The following is an 18,301-nucleotide window of genomic DNA, read 5'->3' on the forward strand; positions in this document are numbered from 1 at the left end:
GGGCTCGGCATCGAACGGACACAGGGGCCAGCGCGAAATCGACGCCGCGGAACAAGGACGCCCGCGATGTCACCGGCCACGTCCCGGCTACGCCACGCCTGGCTGGCACGCGACCTCGAAGCCGTCCTGCGCGTACCTGCTCTCGAACGCCGTGCCGTAGTTGCCGCTCGCCCAGCTCGCGGCATTGCCCGGGTCCTGGCCGCCCCACGAGAACGCCTCCCGATCCACGAGCACGCACTCCGGCACGCGCGTGTTCGTGCCATGCACCCACTGCACGTCGTCCGACGGCACCACCCGAGCCATCAGCGTGATGTCCGACGCGACCACCACATCACGGGGCACCGCAGTCAGTGCCCCTTCGGCCGCAGCCGACCGCGCGCTCGGCTCCCACGCGCTCTCCCGCGCGAGGTTCGCGAGCGGCATGGCTGAGCCGAGCATCAGCGTCACCGCCGCGCTCGCCCCGACCGCGGTCCACCGCACCAGCCCACGCGCCGGACGGCGACCGCGGCGACGAGCCCCCCACGGCTGCGGCCCGACCGGATCCCGCCGGTCCCGCCGATCCCCGAGCGCATCCAGCATCGCTCCCAGCGCGATCGGCATCAGCACCGCGTTGTAGTGCCAGTACCAGCCCCAGTAGAACTCGACGTTCCCCGCGAAGCGCCAGGCCAGCGTCGGCAGCATCGCCAAGATGATGGGGGAGCGCGCACCGATCACCCCCGCGGCGAGCAGCAGCATGAGCACCGTCAGCCACTTCTCCGCCGGCCCCAGCACATCCAACGGCGACCCCAGGTTCCCGCCGTAGTCGTAGTGCCCGGCAGGGTTCAGCAGCGGCAGGATCACGAACGTCGACAGCACGAACCAGAGCGCGCCCCAGGCCGCGAGCGCCAGGCCGGCCCGTCGGACCCGCGGATCGCGCACCGCGATCACCAGCCCCAGCACCACGACCGTGAGGCCCAGATCCTCCTTCACCAGGACCAGCGGCGCCGCCCAGGCGATTGCCGCCGGCATCCGCCCCCGCACCAGGGCGCTCAGCGAGAACGCGAGCAGCGGCACCGCGAAGGCGATCTCGTGGAACTGGACGTCGGCCGCGGCCTGCAGACCGAAGCCGAACAGGTACGCCGCCCCCGCGATCAGTCCCGCGGCCCAGCCCAGGCGGTCGATGGCGAGGCGCGTCAGCGGCACCGCCGAGACGCCGAACAGCACGGCCTGCGTCCACAGCAGCGCGAGCGGCGAGGGCCACGCGGCCCAGATCGGGCCCAGCAGCACCAGGATCGGATGGAAGTGATCGCCCAGCAGGTTGAAGCCGTCGCCCTTGATCGGCACGATCGGCGCGCGCAGCTCCGAGTACGCCCGCGCGAGCTGCGAGAAGATCGCCAGATCCCACGAGCTCGCCTCGAGCCCGCGCCACTGCTGGACCCCGCGCAGCCCGAAGGCCGCGGCGCCGACGGCGCCCAGCAGCAGCGCTGCGACGAGGCGCGCGGGGCGGCGCGCCGGGCGGTCGCTCGGGGCAGGGGCCAGGTCGCTCGGGGCCGGGTCGGGGCTGCGGGTCACCGTGCGAGCGTAACGGCCGACGTCGGACGCCCGCCGTGTGATCCGCGCCCGTCCGTCGGGCCCGGACGGACCATCGACTGCCCGCCCGGTTAGGCTGTCCTTCGCGCCCGTCCTCACCCGTCCGAGTCCGGGGCGCACGAGAGGAGGGCGACGCCATGTCCGCCGCACCCGCATCTGCCGTTGCATCCGCCGCCGCGCCCGTCGACGCCGCCGCATCCGCCGCCGCGCCCCTGCGCGCCGTCGACGTCACCCTCGGCTACGGCGAGCACACCGTCAGCAGCGGCCTGGACGTCGGGATCCCCGAGGGCTCCTTCACGGTGATCATCGGCCCGAACGCCTGCGGCAAGTCGACCCTGCTGCGCTCCCTCTCGCGTCTCCTCCAGCCCACGAGCGGCTCCGTCGTGCTCGACGGCAAGGACATCCACGACTTCTCCTCGAAGCAGGTCGCGCGGCGCCTGGGACTGCTCCCGCAGACCTCTGTGAGCCCGCCCGGGATCACCGTCCGCGACCTCGTCGCGCGCGGCCGCTACCCGCATCGCGGCCTGCTCTCGCAGTGGTCATCGGCCGACGACGAGGCCGTCCAGCGCGCCCTCGCCGCGACCGGCACCACCGAGCTCGCCCACCGGCTGGTCGACGAGCTCTCCGGCGGGCAGCGCCAGCGCGTGTGGATCTCGCTCGTGCTCGCCCAGGAGACCCCGCTGCTGCTGCTCGACGAGCCGACGACGTTCCTGGACATCACCCACCAGCTCGAGGTGCTGAACCTGTGCCGGGAGCTGCACGCCACGGGGGAGTACACGCTGGCCGCCGTGCTGCACGACCTCAACCTCGCCTTCCGCTTCGCGACGCACCTCATCGTCATGAAGGGCGGCGAGGTCGTCGCGCAGGGGGCCCCGCAGGACGTGGTCACCTCCGAGCTCATCGAGGAGGTCTACGGCATCGGCAACCTGTGCGTCGAGGACCCGGTGACGGGCCGGCCGATGATCGTCCCGACCTGAGCGCGTCCTCCCACACCGGAGAGCGGACTCAGCCGCTGTTCTCCTGCTTCCTGCGGATCAGGTCCAGCGTGATGGTGCCGCCGATGATCGCGAGCCGCAGATCCGGGGGCACGGAGGGGTCGATGGCGAGCACGTAGCGGCTGTGCCCCAGGATGCCGCGGCCGATGCCGGCCCAGCTGCGGGCGACCGTCGCGGCGACCGCTCCCTGCATCGCGAACTGGAAGTCGAAGCCGAGCACGTTGCCGGCGAGCTCGAGGACGCGGCCGTCGGCAAGGGTGAGATCGACCTTCGTGCGCAGCATCGAGAAGCGCTTGCGCACCGCGGCGACCTCCGCGCCGTCGGGGCTGCTCAGCTCGAAGCGGTCGAAGCCGATGCCCACCGGATCCTGGACGTGCAGCAGCGGGGTGCCGTCGGCGTCGGACACGTCCAGGGATCTGCTGCCCGCGACCAGGCGCGAGAGCCCGCCGCCGGTCGTCGTGACATGGCCGACGGCCTGCTGTCCGGAGGCGTCGAGGATGTCGAAGTCGTTGGACATGAACCCGGTGATCTGCTGCATCACCAGGGCGTCGTGGGAGAGGAGCGTGGGCTTCGCGGCAGAGGGTTCCATGACAGGAGTCTGCCAGGCACGCGCCGACTACGGTGGTGGGCATGACCGACGCGGATGCCGTCCCCGAGCAGGCGCCACTCGACATCTTCCTGCCCTCCCCGCCGCCGGACGCCGAGGCCCAGGAGTCGTTCCTCGACGAGGCCGCGGCGCTCGCCCTGGACGGCCAGCCGATCACCGTCTACCTGCAGGACGAGGACGCCTGGGCGTTCGAGGAGTGCGAGCCCGTGCGCTCGCTGCTCGAGTCCGCCGGGGACGGCGTGCTGCCGGTGACGCTGCTGGGCCTGGACATCGTGGTCAGCTCCGTCTACCCGACCTCGGCGCAGATGCAGCGCTTCGCCGCGGAGGGCGGGGCGCCCCGCGAGAGGCGCAGCGCCGCGGCGTCGGCCTGCGGCCCCGTCGGCGAGGGCGCCGCCCCCATGCCCCGGAAGGCCGGGGGATTCGCGGCGCAGCTCATGGGCGCCGCCCCTGCGCCGAACCTGCCGGCGGGCGGGCCGGACATCGGCCGACGCCGGAACCTCATGGGCGGGGACACCGGTGAGGGTCTGCCCTGATCAGCCCAGTGAGCAGGCCACCCCGTTGAAGCCGTGGTTGCAGTACCCGCCGGGGTTCTTCGCGAGGTACTGCTGGTGCTCGGGCTCGGCCGGGTAGTACTTGCCGTCACCGGCCTCGGCGAGGGGCAGCAGCTCGGTGGTGATCGCCCCGCGTCCGGCGGCGTCCAGGGCCTCCTGGTAGCGGCGGGCGGAGTCCCGCACGATCTCGCCCTGATGGGGCGTCGTCCAGTAGACGGCCGAGCGGTACTCGGTGCCCACGTCGTTGCCCTGGCGCATGGCCGTGGTCGGGTCGTGCTGCTGCCAGAACTCCTCGAGCAGGCGGCGCAGCACGGCGTCGCGCTCCTCCTGCGTCGAGCCCTGGACGACGACGCGCACGGCCTCGGTGTGACCGGTCTTCGCGGAGAAGACCTCCTCGTAGGTGGGGTGCGGCGTGAAGCCCCCGGCGTAGCCGGACGAGGTCGTCCACACCCCGGGGATCTGCCAGGCGATGCGCTCGATGCCCCAGAAGCAGCCGCCCGCGAGGACGATCTCCTCGGCATCGGGCGGGGTGTCGAGCATGTCCGTGCCGAGGACAGCGTGCTCACGGGCGAGCGGGTAGGGGGAGCGATCGCGGCCGGGCAGGGCGTCCTCGGGGGCGACCATGTCCTTCTTGTGGGCGTTCAGCATGTCCATGATCTGCCACATGCGCGCCACGCTACGCCCGCTCAGCGGCCCCGGCGCGGGGATGTGCCGTGGGGCACGAGCAGCAGGGCGACCAGGGCGATCACCGCGAGGATCCCGAGCACCATCGTCCAGGCAGGGGTGCTCGTCCCCGCGAGGGGGAGGACCACCGCGAGGCCCGCGGCGAGGGCGAGCAGGGCTGCCGCCGCGGCCCATCGCACGGTGGTGGTGAGGGCCCCACGGCCGATGGTCCCGTGCGCGGGGACCATCGCGGCGAGCGACCAGCACGCGTGGGTGACCAGGACCAGCACGGCGACGCCGCCGAGCACCGGGACGTCGGCGGACGCGCATGCCGCGACGACCGCCCCGGCCAGGGCGAGCGTTCCGATCGAAGCGTCCGGGCGGATGCTCTGGACCAGTCCGCCGACGAGAACCGCCGCCGAGGTGAGCGCCGCGAGCACCCCGTCCAGGGGGCGCCCGCCGCACGCGAGGAGCTGGGCGGCGACGAGTGAGAGCGCGGCGAGCAGACGCAGCGACCACTGGGCGCGCGAGACGTGGCCGAGATCGGCGAGGAGCTGGGCGATCGACTCGAGGGTGCTGCGCATCAGGCCCTCCTCATCCTCGGGGCGCTCGCGGCGCGGGAGAGCGAGAGCAGGACCGGGGCGAGGGATCCGGGTCCCTCCCATGCGGTCACGGGGACTCCCTGCTCGCGCAGCGCACGCACGGTGGACTCCCGCAGCAGGCGCCGCAGCGTCCACGCCTCCGACCAATAGCGCTGGGGATCGCGGGCCGTCCCGGCGGCCGGCGCGGAGAAGGGGTCGCCGACGCTCGGCGGCAGGGTGTCCACCACGATGACGTCCGCGCCGCGGGCGCGCAGCTCGCCGATCTGGGCGACCACCCGATCGTCGAGCAGCGGCGAGCACACCACCACGAGCGTCGAGCCGCGCAGGGCGCCGACCTTCTGCACCCGTGTGACGGGCCCGGACGTGCGGCGCGCGCGGGCGAGAGTGTCCACGATGATCCGCAGCTGCCGCGGCCCCGTGCCCGCGCGGAGGGTGCCGATCCTGCTGCCCAGGTCGTGCAGGCCCACGCGGTCGCCGATCCCCAGGTAGTGGCGGGAGACGGCCGCGATCGCGCGCACCGTGAGGTCCAGGCTGGTCTCCGCGGTGGCCTCGAGGCCGGGTGCGACCAGGTCCTGGAGGGTGTCGGCGACCACGAGCACGTCGGTGTCGCGCTCGGCGAACGTCGCGTTGGTGTGGAGGGTCCCGGTGCGGGAGGTGACGCGCCAGTTGATGCGGTGCAGGCGGTCCCCGCGCTGGAAGGGGCGCACGTCGGCGAGGGCAGTGCCCTGCCCCCGTCGGGCAGAGAGGTGCACCCCCGCCACGCCGATCGGGGCCGGCAGGTTCGGCGGCGCCTCGAGCAGCGAGGAGTCGGGCGAGACCTGCAGCAGCACGGGGTCGAGCCGGCACTGGGTGCGGTAGGCGCCCAGGGGATCGGCGAGCACGACGTGGATCGGGCCGATCTCGTACCGGCCCCAGCGGCGGGCGGTGACGGTGAGCGGGACGCTGCCGGCGTCGGCCCGCGAGCCGAGCGGCGGGGTGAGGGAGGCGTGCGCGGGCAGCGGCACGGTGACGCCGAGCAGGGATCCGCTCGACCCCGACTTCGAGGCTTCCGGGGCGCCCGGGGCGTCCACGACGATCCGCACGGTCCCGCCCTCGGCGATCGAGCGCTCGGTGCTGCGCACGCGCACCGGCGCGAGGTCCGCGCCCTCGGCCCCGCCGCGCGCGAGGCGCCGCACGACGGCGAGGACCGCCCAGGCCAGCAGCGGGAGGCCCAGCACGAGCAGCTCGGGCCGGCCCGCCATCACGGCGAGCACCGCGGGCAGCGTGCCCACCACGACCGCGCGCAGCAGCGCGGGCGTGGCGGCGGAGGGCGGGGGAGCGGAGGTCATGCCCGCTGGGGCTCCTGCTGGCCGTCCTGGTCCTGATGCGCGGCGGGGACGGGCGTCTCGGCGAGCACGGCGTCGACGATCGAGGCCGCGGTCACGGACTGCAGCCAGAGCTCGGGCCGCACGATCACGCGGTGGTCGAGGGCGGCGTGGGCGAGGTCCTTGACGTCCTCGGGGAGCACGAAGGCGCGGCCGCGGATGACCGCGAGCGCCCGGGCGCAGATCACGAGGGCGAGGGTGCCGCGGGGCGAGGAGCCGACGAGCGCATGGGCGTGGCGTCGGGTTGCGCCGACCAGCGCGACGGCGTAGCGGCCGACGTCGTCGCTCACGTGCACGGACTCGACGGCGGCCTGCACGGCGAGCAGCTGCTCGGCGTCGATGACGCGCGGGACGCTCTGATCCTCGGTGCGGCGCTCGAGGCGGCGGGCGAGCACATCCCACTCCTCGTCGGCGCTCGGGTAGCCGAAGGACAGCCGCAGCAGGAACCGGTCCAGCTGGGCCTCGGGCAGCGGATAGGTGCCCTCGTGCTCGACGGGGTTGGCGGTCGCGAGCACGTGGAAGGGGCGGGGCAGCGGCCGGGTCGTGCCCTCGACGGTCACCTGCCTCTCCTGCATGGCCTCGAGCAGCGCCGACTGGGTCTTCGGCGGGGTGCGGTTGATCTCGTCGGCCAGCAGCAGGCCCGTGAACACTGGGCCGGGCCGGAACACGAAATCGCCCGTGCGCTGGTCGAACACCTCGGCGCCGGTGAGGTCCGCCGGCAGCAGGTCCGGGGTGAACTGGGCGCGCGTGAACGGCAGGCCGAGCGCCTGGGCGAGGGAGCGGGCGGCGAGGGTCTTGCCGAGGCCCGGCAGGTCCTCGAGCAGCACGTGCCCGCCGGCGAGGACGCCGGCGAGCACGGACTCGAGCACCTCGCGCTTGCCGACCACGGCGGTCTCGACCGCGTCGAGGACGCGTGCGGCGATCGCGGAGGCCTCGCGGGGGTCCAGTGGGGGTGTCTGGTCGGCCTGTGTCATCGGTGCTCCTGGGGTGAGAGTGCGCGCAGCCAGCGCTGCAGGGCGGGACGGGTGACGGCGGGGACGGAACCGGTGCCGGGCTCCTCGCAGGCCCGCAGGAAACGGCGCAGGTCCTCGGGCAGCGGGGGTGCCTGCCCGGTGTGGTCGGCGCGGTCGCGGTGGTCGCGCTCGGCGGCGGCCAGCGCGAGCATCTGGCCGAGCGAGCGCCCGGTCATGCGCCGACGCGGCCCGGCGCCGTGCATCATCTCCTCGAGCCGGCGCACGGTGACGTCGGCGGCGTAGGGGCTGACGGCCTCCGGGTCGTCGTCCAGCAGAGGGGTCTCGAGGGCATCGGCGCCCGCGAGCTCGGGGGAGATCAGCCAGGAGACGAGGGCGATCACGAGGGCCACCGCGAGCGGCAGCCACGGGTGCAGGAAGTGCCCGAAGATCCCGAGCACGCCCATGAGAACCGCGGTCGCGCACACGGCGAGGGCGAGGCGCACCAGCAGGGAGCGCAGGACGCGGCTCATCGGGCGGTCACCTCCTGCAGCCGGTCCGCGAGTCGCTCGAGCGCGCGGCGGGCACTGGACCGGGTGCCCTCGTCGAACGCCTCGGCGTCGGCCGCGCGGTCGTCGAAGAGGGCGCGTCCGTAGAGGCCGGCGAGGATCCGCAGGTCCGAGTCCGGGAGGTCGATGTCCCGCAGCACGGTGACCACGTACTCGGTGGTGGTCTGCTCGGGCCGACGGACGATCCCGGCCTCGGCGATCCCGCGCTCGAGGGCGAGCCAGGCGTCGATGATCGCGTCGCGCGGAGTGGCCGCGTACTCGAGGGACTCCCGGGCGCGGGCCAGGGCACGGTGGGCGTCCTCGACCTCGAGGAGCTCTGCCTCCGCGTCGCCCGCCTCCGCCTCGGGCCGACGGGCGCTGCGCAGCGTCCGGGCCCGTCTCAGCACCCAGATCACGAGCACCAGCACGGCGATGCCGACGAGGATCGCGAGCACCAGGAGGACGGTCGCGGCGAGATGCCCGGAACCGGGGTCCGGGGGAGCCGGGGGTGTCTGCGAGGCCTGCGTGGGCGGAGGCGCGGTCTCGGCCTCGCGGTCCACGTCGATGTCGAAGAACCAGCCCCTGCCCTCGAGCACGGGCCCCAGCACCCGGCCCGCCCCGAGCACGACGCACACGAGCGCCACGAGGGCGATCAGGGAGGTCGCGGCCGCGGCGCTGCGGGGCGGGAGTGGGTGCATGCGGATCAGTCCCCCGGCGGCCGGGGGTGCGGGGAGGCGACGATGACGTGCTGCTCGCCGCCGATCCGGGTGAGGACGAGCGTGGCCCGCTCCTCGCCGAAGCGGCGCGGGCGCAGCTTCCTGCGCAGCTCGTCGGGCTCGACGGCGGTGCCGCGCTTCTTGATCTCGAGGATCCCCAGCCGGTGCTCGCGCAGGTAGGAGGTGAGGCGCTTGAGGGAGAAGGGCATCACGTCGCGCACGCTGTAGCCGGAGGCGAAGGGCGTCGAGATCCGCTGGTCGCTCGTGAGATAGGCGATCGAGGGGTCGAGCGTGCGGGCGTCGAGATCGCGGGCGACCTCTCCCAGCAGGCCCGCGCGGATGACGGCGCCGTCGGGCTCGTACAGGTGCGCGCCCAGCTCACCGGTGTGCGGGTCGGCCTCGGGGGTCCCGCGGGGCGCGAGGCGGTGCGCGCCACCGCGGTCGATCACGAGCGCGCTGCGCTGCGTCCCCGCGGACGCGAGCGGGCCGAACCAGCAGGTCGCCTCGAGGACCTGGCCGTGCCAGGACAGCCACTGGGTCTCGGTGCCCGCGGGCAGGGCGTCGTGGTCGATGCCCGGGCCGAGCTTCGCTCCGAGAGCGCCGTCCTCGTCGGCCCCGCCGCGGCCGGATCCGGCCTGCCCGAGGCGGCGGGCGAGGTCCACCACCGTCGACAGCGGGGGCGAGTACTCCTCGGGATCGCGCAGGCGCACGCTCCCGGAGGCGCGGCCCGCCGCCGGCCGACGGCGGGCAGGATCCAGCCAGATGCCCTCGGTGCGGGCGGGGTCGTGGTCCTGCGCCTGGCCGAGCTCGGCGCGGGCGCCCTCGAAGGGCATGAGGTTCACAGTGGCCACGGCGACGGTGGTCGGGTCGCGGTCGACGGCGAGCACCTCGAGGTCCAGGGCCGCGGCGGCCATCGCGTCCCCGCCGATCCCGCAGCCGAGGTCCGCGAGCGAGGAGATGCCGGCGTCGCGGAAGCGCCGTGCGTGCAGCGCGGCGATCGGCAGGCGCGTGGCCTGCTCGAGACCGTCGGCCGTGAAGAGCATGCGATCCGCGAACTCGCCGAACTTGTCGCGGCCCTTCGCGCGCAGCTTCGCCTGGGTGAGCACCGCAGCGACGAGCTCCGGGGCGTGCCCGGCCTCGCGCAGGCGCGCGCCGAGAGGGAGCGCCGCGCGCTCGTCGTACGGCGGCAGGGACTGCAGGAGCTTCCAGCCGGAGGGCTCGAGGACCTGCTCGAGCCCCTGGGTCCCGGGGCCCTCGGTCACGCGGTCTCCCTCAGGTCCAGGACGATCTTGCCGCGGGTGTGGCCGTCCTCGAGCATGCGGTGGCCCTCGGCGATCTGCGCGGGGGCGAGGACGGTGCTGACCTCGACGTCCAGGGTGCCGTCCGCGACGGCGTCGACGAGCGAGGCCAGGCGCTGGGGGCTCGGGGCCATCTTCGTGACGCGCGCGTCGATGCCGCGCTCGCGGGCCGGGGCGACGTCGGCGAGGCTCGGCAGGGCGACGATCCTGCCGCCGGGCGCGAGATGATCGAGGCTCGGCACGAAAGTGTCGAAGTAGTGGGCGTCGATGATGCGGTCGACGCCGCGGCCCTCCGTCGCAGTGTCGATCGTCTGCTCCCAGTCCTCGGTGTCGTAGGCGATGGGCCGCGCGCCGAGGCCCCGCAGTCGCTGCGCGTTCGCGGAGCGGCCCGTCGCCCAGACCGTCCTGGCGCCGGCGCGCAGGGCGAGCGGGAGGAGCATCTGGCCGACGCCGCCGCTGCCGCCGTGGACGAGCAGCGTCATGCCCGGGGCGAGCTCGGCGTCGTCCTCGAGGGCGGTGAGCGCGGTGGAGCCCGCGAGCGCGAGGCCCGCGAAGACGGGCAGCTGGGCCTCGGGAACGCCGGCGGGGACGGGGGAGAGGTCGGCGACGGGGATCGCGACCTGCTCGGCATAGGTGCCGCGCATGTCGCCGAGGTCGCGGACGCCGAACACGCGGGTCCCGACGGGCATGCCCAGGGCGTCCAGGTCCACGTCCTCGCCGGCGCCGAGGACCTCGCCGAACATCTCGCGGCCCAGCACGGCGGGCAGGGTGAGCGCGGAGGCGCGGCCCGAGGAGCCGTCGCGCAGCTTGTAGTCGAGGGGATTGAGCCCGGCGAAGGCGACGCGGACGAGGACCTCACCGGGGGCGGGCTGCGGGGCGGGGGCTTCCTCGAGGCGGAGCACGTCGGGATCGCCGAACGCGGGAAGGGTGATCTGGCGCATGGGATCCATTGTGGATCAGGGGGCCCCGTCGTTGCGGCGAAGCATCGACTCCGTCGCGGATTTCCGGGCTTCGCGGGCGTCCCGGACGATGCGCCGCTCGCGCATCAGGCTGCGGATGCGAGTTCCCAGCAGCATGATTCCTGCACCGAAGGCGAGACCCAGGGAGAGCGCCGCGATCCATGGGCTGTAGAAGTATCCGGCGACCGGGACGAGCGCGAGGGCGAGGAGGCCGACGGGCCAGGCCCCGATGCCTCGGTGTCCCAGCAGGTCGGAGAGGACGATCGCGGCGACGACGCCGGCCACGAGCACGAGCACATGGACCGCTGTCATGACAGGAGCATAACGATTCGGGTACGCCGGCCCCGTACTGTGCACGGGATCACCGATCCACGCCACTATGGTGGGGCCGAGCGCCGGTGAGGCGCTGAGACGCGGTCGCCCGGGAGGGGTCGGCGACCCGCGCGGCACAGGTGCCGCGCCGCGTGCGGCGGAAGCGTCTGTCGCACGTGCTGGTCGGCCCGAGGGCAGTGAAAGGAATTGCTGGCAGATGACGACGCACGTCCCGAGGAGCATCCGTGGTTAGGTTCATCTCGATACGGGTGCTCACGTACGTGATCCTCGTGTTCCTGGCAACGAGCTTCGCCTACCTGCTGGCAGCGTCGCTCATGCATCCCGAAGAGGTGCTGTACCCGCCGATCGCCACGAAGCCGGTCCCCGAGGGGACGGCGCAGGCCTATCTGAACGCGCGCAACATCAATCCGGACGTGCCGGTGTTCCAGCGGTATGCCAACTGGCTGGGCGGCCTCGTGCGCGGCGACCTGGGCGTCACCACCGGCACGAACAAGGAACTGAGTCCCGTGCTCGAGGTCCTCAAGCAGAGGATCCCGATCAGCCTTCGCCTCGTGGTGCTCGGCACCGTGATCGGCACCGTCCTGGGCGTCGCCGTCGGGATGATCACTGCAGTGCGTCGCCACTCGCTCGGCGACCGCGGCGCGACGCTGCTGTCCTTCGTGATCGTCTCCCTCCCGACGCCGGTCGTCATCCTGGTGGTCCAGCAGATCAACCAGGCGATCCAGAACCGCACAGGCTTCGGGCTGCCGGCGATCAATCCGGTCAACCCGCTGCTGCACGGCTGGGACGCGTTCCTCTACGAATCCAAGGCGATCGTGATGCCCACGATCGTGCTGGCGATCTTCGCCGCCGCGAGCTATTCGCGGTACATGAAAGTCACCACGCTCGACGTGCTGGGCAGCGACTACCTGCGCACGGCCCGCGCCAAGGGCCTGACCCGCGGCAGGGCGATGAACCGCCACGGACTGCGGATGGCGCTGATCCCCATGGGCCAGTACTTCGCCTTCGCGGTGGGCAGCGCCTTCACCGGCTCTCTCTTCGTGGAGCTGATGTTCAACTGGCAGGGCGTGGGGCGCTATGCGGTCTCCGCCGTCGGCATCGCGGATATCAACGGCACGGCCGGCGTCGTGCTCTACACCGGCATTCTGACTCTGCTCTCCGCGACGTTCGCGGACTTCCTGCAGGGCATTCTCGACCCGAGGATCAGGTGATCGCACGATGACGAATCCTTCGGACATGCGCGGCACGGACGACGCCGCCGCTCTGCAGGTCGAGACCGACCACCGGGCGAACTCGGTGCTCGAGGGGATGCCGCCCAGCGAGGCCGAGCCGCCCGAGGGCGATGTGCGGTCGCTCGAATCCATCGGCCGCGGTGAGCTGCTGCGCCGGCGGTTCCTGCGCAACCCCGGTGCCCTGATCGGCATGGTGGTGGTGCTTCTGCTGATCCTCGGCGCGATCTTCGCCCCGATGGCCTACCAGTACGAACCCTTCGAGCGGGACCTCCGGAATGCGCTCACGGGCCCTTCCCAATACCACTGGTTCGGTGTCGATGAGAACGGCTACGACATCTTCGCGCGCACGATGGTGGGCCTGCGGATCTCGCTCGTCATCGGCGCGGGCACCGCGCTCCTGACCACGGTGCTCGCCCTGATCGTGGGCACCGTCGCCGGGTATGTGAGCTACAAGGGCCGCTGGGGCGCCTTCGTCGACGGCGCGCTGGTGAACCTCATCAACCTGTTCCTGGTGATCCCGTCACTGCTGCTGCTGATGCTGTTCAGTCCGGTGCTCCAGCAGGCGAGCTGGCTCTGGCTGATCCCGCTGCTCGCGGTCTTCTCGTGGATGCTGACCGCCCGTGTGCTGCGGGCGATGACGCAGCAGCTTGTGCGCACCGAGTACGTGGAGGCCTCGCGCTTCATGGGCGTGAACCCGGTGACGACGATCGTGCGGCACATCATCCCGAACATCGCCAGCTGGATCATCATCGACACCACGCTGGGCGTGAGCGCCGCGATCCTCGGAGAGACCGGCCTGTCGTTCATCGGCTTCGGGATCCAGTACCCCAACGTCTCCCTGGGCACGGTGCTGCAGGCCTACAACATCGCCGCCCCCTGGACCTGGATCCCGCCGGCCATGGTGCTGGCGGCCCTCGTCATCTCCGTCAATCTGATGGGCGAAGCCCTGCGCGACGCCCTCGACCCGACCAGCGGCTCGAGCCGGGTCTGAGAGGAACAGCAGGCATGAGCGATCCCATCCTGACCGTCACGGACCTCAGCGTCGGCTTCGAGACCGAGGCGGGCCATGTCCAGGCCGTCCAAAATCTCAGCTACCAGGTCCGGCCCGGCGAGGCCCTGGCCATCGTCGGAGAGTCCGGTTCCGGCAAGTCCGTGAGTTCGCTGGCCGTCATGGGCCTGCTGCCCGGCTCCGCCCAGATCACCGGCGACATCGAGCTGATGGGCAAGAAGATCTTCACGATGAACGATCGCGAGCTCTCCCAGCTCCGCGGCGACACCATCTCGATGGTCTTCCAGGACCCGCTCTCGGCGCTGACACCCGTCTTCACCGTGGGCGACCAGATCTCCGAGGTGGTGCGCATCCACCACCCGGACGTCAGCAAGCAGAAGGCGGCCGATCGTGCGGTCGAGCTGCTGGAGGCCGTGGGCATCCCGGAGCCCCGGCGCCGGGCACAGCAGTATCCGCACGAGTTCTCGGGCGGCATGCGCCAGAGGGTCATGATCGCGATGGCGATCGCGAACGAGCCCGAGCTGATCATCGCCGACGAGCCCACCACCGCCCTGGACGTCACCATCCAGGCCCAGGTGATGGAGCTGCTGAAGTCCGCGCAGGAGATGCTGGGTGCGGCCACCATCCTCATCACCCATGACATGGGCGTGGTCGCGGGCTTCGCCGATCGCGTGCTCGTGATGAAGGACGCGCAGATGGTCGAGACCGGGGGCGTCGAGCAGATCTTCTACGAGCCGCGCGAGCAGTACACGCGGAACCTCCTCTCGGCCGTCCCTCGGATCGATCAGGGCGCCGAGGGCGGCAGCGTCGCCGGGGCGGCGATGCGAAAGGTCGCCGAGGTGGCCGCCTCGGAGGACTCCCGTCCGCGGGAGGCCCGACCCGCCGTGCTCGAGGTCGAGGACCTCCACCGCATCTACCCGATCACCAAGGGTGCCGTGGTGCGCCGCAAGGTGGGCGAGCAGCGCGCGGTCGACGGCATCTCCTTCGACATCCGCGAGGGCGAGTGCATGGCCCTGGTGGGGGAGTCGGGTTGCGGCAAGACCACCACGCTGATGGAGATCATGCAGCTGCGCACGCCGCAGCAGGGCGAGATCCGCATCGACGGACGGCCCACGGGTTCGCTCAGCCGAAAGGAGCGGGCGAAGCTGCGCTCCGAGGTCACCCTGGTCTTCCAGGATCCGATGGCCTCGTTGGACCCCCGCATGCCCATCGGCGACATCCTCAAGGAGCCCATGCGGGTCCAGGGGTACAGCGCGAAGAAGATGAACGAACGGGTGGACTGGCTGCTCAAGACGGTCGAGCTGAAGCCCGAGCACGCCTCGCGGTACCCCACGGAGTTCTCCGGCGGTCAGCGCCAGCGCGTGGGTGTGGCCCGTGCCCTCGCCTGCGATCCGAAGCTCATCATCCTGGACGAGCCGACGTCGGCCTTGGACGTGACCGTGCAGGCGGGCGTGCTCGCCCTGCTCGCAGACCTCAAGACCCGCCTGGGCGTGTCCTACCTCTTCGTCTCGCACGATCTCTCGGTGGTCCGGCACATCTCCGACCGCATCTCCGTGATGCGCAAGGGGCAGATCGTCGAGTCCGGGCCGACGGAGCGCGTCTTCGACGATCCGCAGCACGAGTACACCAAGGAGCTGCTGGCGGCCGTGCCGATCCCGGATCCCCGGATCGCGCGCACGCGCGGTCGGAACGTGATCGACGAACAGGCGTTCCAGGGGCAGGGACACGGTGGCGTCGGGACCGGGAGCCTGTCCACCTCGTGAGGTCCGTCCGCGCCTGGGCGGTGCCCCGCGTGTAGAACGTTGCGAATGGATAACACCCTGTTCAGATGCACGACGTCGTGACCTACCGTTCGTATGCTGGTCACACCTTGTGCACCACGTCACGTCGGCCATCGGAGGTCGGAGCGGACGCCGAGGGGGATTTGACGAGCCGCCCCGAAAGGATCGGGGTGCGCGCATGAAGGAGAGACATATGCGATTCACGCGGCGTTCCATGCTCGGCGCAACTGCGCTGTCCGTGACCGGTGTGGCCCTCGTGGGCTGCAGCCAGGACAACGGCCAGGGCGGCGGGTCCGGTGGGAGCGGTGATGGCGAGGCCATCGCGGCCGACTCCAACGACATGAACCCGAAGGATCGCGGCGAGCTGGGCGAGGGCGGCGCGCTGCGTCTGTCCAACAACGCGTTCCCCGCGAACTGGAACTCCTTCCACGTCGACGGAGCGGAGGCGAACACCTCGGAGATGATGGCGCTCGTGTACCCCTCCCTCATCAAGGCCGATGCCAAGGGCGAGGTCTCCGCCAATCCGCAGTACACCAAGCGCATCGAGCTCACTTCTGAGGACCCGCAGGTCGTCGAGGTGGAGCTGAACCCCGACATGAAGTGGTCGGACGGTACCCCGATCGACTTCAAGTCGATCGAGAACGTGATCACGATCCAGAGCGGCAAGGACGAGGATTACCAGGTCGCGTCGACCGAGGGGTACACGCTCATCGACAAGGTCGAGCAGGGAGACAGCGAGCTGATCGCCAAGATCACCTTCAAGGAGAAGTACGCGGACTGGATGGGTCTGATCTCCGTCATGCCGGACTCCCTCGCGGAATCCGCGAAGGCGTACAACGAGGGATGGCTCAAGGAGCCGAAGGTCACCGCCGGTCCCTTCAAGGTGGGCAAGATCGATGCGGCGAACAAGACGGTCCTCCTGGAGCCGGATGACAACTGGTGGGGAGACAAGCCGCTCCTCGACCAGGTCCTCTTCACGACCATCGAAGACCCCTCCGCCTCGGCGACCTCCTTCCAGAATGGTCAGCTGGACGCGCTCAACACCACGGTCCCCGCCCAGTACTCCGTCGTGAAGCCGATGATCGGCAACGGTGCGACACTGCGGAAGTCCGCCGGGCCGGACTGGACCCACCTGACCCTGAACGGATCGAAGGGCCGCCCGCTGTCGGACCAGAAGGTGCGTCAGGCCTTCTTCCGGGCCATCGATCGCGAGGAGGTCTTCCTCTCGGTGAACTCCACGATGCCGTACCCGAAGAACCCCGAGCAGCTCAACAACCGCCTCCTGATGACCAACCAGGAGGGGTACAAGGACAACTCGGGGGATTACGGCAAGTACGATCCCGACGCGGCCAAGAAGCTGCTCGAGGAAGCGGGCTACAAGCTCGAGGGCGAGAAGGCCATGAAGGACGGCAAGCAGCTCGAGCTGACGTACGTCTACAACGACGGCTCGAAGACTAATGAGGCCGTGGTGCCCGTGGTCCAGGAGCAGCTCAAGGCCGTGGGTATCAACATGAAGGTGCAGAAGGTCCCGCCGACAGACCTGTTCTCGAAGTACATCGGCGCCCAGGAGTTCGACATCACGCTGTTCGGCTGGGTCGGCAACCCGTTCCTCTCCAGCGGCGACTCGATCTGGAAGACCAAGGGCGGTCAGAACTTCGGCAAGATCGGTAACGACGCGACCGACAAGGTCATCGATCAGGCCGCCGTCGAGACCGACGACGCCAAGCGCCTCGATCTGATCAACCAGGCCGATGCGGGGCTGTGGGAGCTGGCCGGCACGCTCCCGCTGTGGCAGTCCTACGACTTCTACGTCCAGAACGACGACCTGGCGAACTTCGGGGCCAAGGGGTTCGCTGACATCGACTGGACCCTCGTCGGCTACGTGAAGGATTCCGACAAGCTCAAGGGCTGATCGCGCTCCTCGCCCAGGGCCGTCTCGCAACCGTGCGGGGCGGCCCTGCGTCGTGTGCGGCGCTGGGGCATGCGAAGGCCTCCCCAACAGGGGAGAGCGGAGGACATGCGCGCGCTGATCGCCACGGGCCGCGCGCTCGATCACCTGGATGACCGCGGGCCGCGCCCTCGCAGTACTCATGTTCCTCGCCCTCAGGGTGCTCGGGCGCCACGGGTGAGCCACGACGGGCCCGTTCCGTCGGCATCCCCTCGTAGGCTGGCGGCATGCGCATCCTGCAGCTGACGGACACCCATCTCTACGGGGACCCCGCCTCCCGCCACTACGACCGCATCGACACCGCCGCCGCCCTGCGCGCGGTTCTCGCGCGCGTGCGCGGGATGGAGGGTGTGGACGTCGTGGTCCACACGGGCGACGCCTCGGACGACGGCAGCGTCGCGAGCTACCGCCTGCTGCACGAGCTCGTCGACCCCTTCGCGGCATCGCTCGGTGCGCCGCTCGTGGTGACGATGGGCAACCACGACGTCCCCGCCGCGTACGCCGAGGTCGCGGGCCCCGGAGACCACGGGGGCCCCTGGCAGGACCGGGTCCGCGCGCTGCCCCGTGGCGGGCGCGTGATCGTCCTGGACTCGAGCGTCCCGGGCGCCGGCTACGGGCACCTCGACCCCGAGCAGCTGGAGTGGCTGCGGGAGGTCCTCGCCGCACCGGCCGCCAGTGGTGCGCCCGCCGGGGGAGAGGCGGACGGGCCGACGGTCCTCGCGATCCACCACCCGCCGCTCGTCGGCGCGACGCCGCTGCTGCGGGGCCTGGACCTCGACGGCCTCGACGCGCTCGCCGACGTCCTCGCGGGCAGCGACGTGCGCGCGATCCTGTCCGGCCACTACCACCACCCGATGACGGGGAGCATCGCCGGCATCCCCGTGCTCGTCGGCCCCGGTATCACCAACGTCGTCGACCCTCTCGCCGCCGGCGGTGTCGAGCGGGCCGGGGCGCGCTCGGGCGCGCAGCTCGTGGAGATCGACGCCCCCGGGGCCCCGGGCGTCCGCGCCACGAGCGCCGAGTGGGCCAGCGGCGGCGACACCCTCGAGGATCCCGAGCGGCCCGTCTACGAGTTCGGGCCCGACGTCGTCGCGCAGATCCTCCGCGCCGCCGGGCGCTGAGCCCGCTCCGTGCCGGCCCGCCGCCGCCCCGGCCGACCTCGCTCTCGGCCCACGG

At 71.8% G+C, this 18,301-nt stretch carries 18 protein-coding genes; 7 read left to right on the forward strand and 11 right to left on the reverse strand.

Going from position 1 to position 18,301, the window contains the following annotated elements:
- Positions 1–87: 87 nt before the first annotated feature.
- Positions 88–1,551 carry a DUF2079 domain-containing protein gene (locus M4486_RS18820; RefSeq protein WP_249478847.1) on the reverse strand — a complete coding sequence of 488 codons (1,464 nt, stop codon included), beginning with the start codon at positions 1,549–1,551 and terminating at the stop codon, positions 88–90.
- A 155-nt stretch (positions 1,552–1,706) separates the two neighbouring features.
- Between M4486_RS18820 and M4486_RS18825 the strand changes: the two genes are divergently transcribed.
- A complete protein-coding gene (locus M4486_RS18825) occupies positions 1,707–2,546 on the forward strand; it encodes an ABC transporter ATP-binding protein (protein WP_249478848.1) in 840 nt (279 codons plus the stop codon).
- Between the two features lie 28 nt (positions 2,547–2,574).
- Here M4486_RS18825 and M4486_RS18830 read toward each other — a convergent pair whose 3' ends face one another.
- On the reverse strand, positions 2,575–3,153 hold the full coding sequence (locus M4486_RS18830; RefSeq protein WP_249478849.1) for an LURP-one-related/scramblase family protein: 579 nt from the start codon (positions 3,151–3,153) through the stop codon (positions 2,575–2,577).
- A gap of 41 nt (positions 3,154–3,194) precedes the next feature.
- On the opposite strand from M4486_RS18830, the gene M4486_RS18835 reads away from it, so the two are divergent.
- Positions 3,195–3,704, forward strand: a complete 510-nt coding sequence (locus tag M4486_RS18835) for an arsenic metallochaperone ArsD family protein (protein WP_249478850.1) — start codon at positions 3,195–3,197, stop codon at positions 3,702–3,704.
- Here M4486_RS18835 and msrA read toward each other — a convergent pair whose 3' ends face one another.
- Genes msrA through M4486_RS18880 form a run of 9 tightly spaced genes read right to left on the reverse strand, consistent with a single transcriptional unit; the run spans position 3,705 to position 11,134 of the window.
- Positions 3,705–4,388 (reverse strand): peptide-methionine (S)-S-oxide reductase MsrA, encoded by a 684-nt coding sequence (gene msrA / locus M4486_RS18840; protein WP_249478851.1) that lies wholly within the window; start codon positions 4,386–4,388, stop codon positions 3,705–3,707.
- A 20-nt stretch (positions 4,389–4,408) separates the two neighbouring features.
- Positions 4,409–4,969, reverse strand: a complete 561-nt coding sequence (locus M4486_RS18845; protein ID WP_249478852.1) for a hypothetical protein — start codon at positions 4,967–4,969, stop codon at positions 4,409–4,411.
- A complete protein-coding gene (locus tag M4486_RS18850; RefSeq protein WP_249478853.1) occupies positions 4,969–6,315 on the reverse strand; it encodes a DUF58 domain-containing protein in 1,347 nt (448 codons plus the stop codon). Before M4486_RS18850 ends, M4486_RS18845 begins: the two co-directional genes overlap by 1 nt.
- Complete coding sequence (locus M4486_RS18855) at positions 6,312–7,325, reverse strand: AAA family ATPase (protein WP_249478854.1); 1,014 nt, start codon at positions 7,323–7,325, stop codon at positions 6,312–6,314. The genes M4486_RS18850 and M4486_RS18855 overlap by 4 nt, the downstream gene beginning before the upstream one ends.
- A complete protein-coding gene (locus M4486_RS18860) occupies positions 7,322–7,834 on the reverse strand; it encodes a hypothetical protein (protein WP_249478855.1) in 513 nt (170 codons plus the stop codon). The genes M4486_RS18855 and M4486_RS18860 overlap by 4 nt, the downstream gene beginning before the upstream one ends.
- On the reverse strand, positions 7,831–8,547 hold the full coding sequence (locus M4486_RS18865; protein ID WP_249478856.1) for a DUF4129 domain-containing protein: 717 nt from the start codon (positions 8,545–8,547) through the stop codon (positions 7,831–7,833). Before M4486_RS18865 ends, M4486_RS18860 begins: the two co-directional genes overlap by 4 nt.
- Positions 8,548–8,552: 5 nt before the next feature.
- Complete coding sequence (locus M4486_RS18870; protein ID WP_249478857.1) at positions 8,553–9,827, reverse strand: THUMP-like domain-containing protein; 1,275 nt, start codon at positions 9,825–9,827, stop codon at positions 8,553–8,555.
- Positions 9,824–10,804: an NADP-dependent oxidoreductase gene (locus M4486_RS18875; protein WP_249478858.1), complete on the reverse strand. Its 981-nt coding sequence runs from the start codon at positions 10,802–10,804 to the stop codon at positions 9,824–9,826. Before M4486_RS18875 ends, M4486_RS18870 begins: the two co-directional genes overlap by 4 nt.
- A 15-nt stretch (positions 10,805–10,819) precedes the next feature.
- Entirely contained in the window at positions 10,820–11,134 is a 315-nt protein-coding gene (locus M4486_RS18880) for a hypothetical protein (protein ID WP_249478859.1), read from the reverse strand.
- Positions 11,135–11,379: 245 nt separating this feature from the next.
- On the opposite strand from M4486_RS18880, the gene M4486_RS18885 reads away from it, so the two are divergent.
- From M4486_RS18885 to M4486_RS18905, 5 genes are all read left to right on the forward strand, one after another.
- The gene (locus M4486_RS18885; protein WP_249478860.1) at positions 11,380–12,366 is read left to right on the forward strand and encodes an ABC transporter permease; all 987 of its coding nucleotides are present in this window, start codon (positions 11,380–11,382) and stop codon (positions 12,364–12,366) included.
- A 7-nt stretch (positions 12,367–12,373) separates the two neighbouring features.
- Entirely contained in the window at positions 12,374–13,378 is a 1,005-nt protein-coding gene (locus tag M4486_RS18890; RefSeq protein ID WP_249478861.1) for an ABC transporter permease, read from the forward strand.
- Positions 13,379–13,392: 14 nt separating this feature from the next.
- Positions 13,393–15,159, forward strand: a complete 1,767-nt coding sequence (locus M4486_RS18895; RefSeq protein WP_249478862.1) for an ABC transporter ATP-binding protein — start codon at positions 13,393–13,395, stop codon at positions 15,157–15,159.
- Between the two features lie 196 nt (positions 15,160–15,355).
- On the forward strand, positions 15,356–17,089 hold the full coding sequence (locus M4486_RS18900) for an ABC transporter family substrate-binding protein (RefSeq protein WP_249478863.1): 1,734 nt from the start codon (positions 15,356–15,358) through the stop codon (positions 17,087–17,089).
- A gap of 263 nt (positions 17,090–17,352) precedes the next feature.
- Positions 17,353–18,246, forward strand: coding sequence for a metallophosphoesterase family protein (locus tag M4486_RS18905; RefSeq protein ID WP_249478864.1), 894 nt, complete (start codon positions 17,353–17,355; stop codon positions 18,244–18,246).
- Positions 18,247–18,301: the final 55 nt, after the last annotated feature.

This window comes from Brachybacterium kimchii, assembly GCF_023373525.1.
In the GTDB taxonomy this organism is placed as follows: Bacteria; Actinomycetota; Actinomycetes; order Actinomycetales; family Dermabacteraceae; genus Brachybacterium; species Brachybacterium kimchii.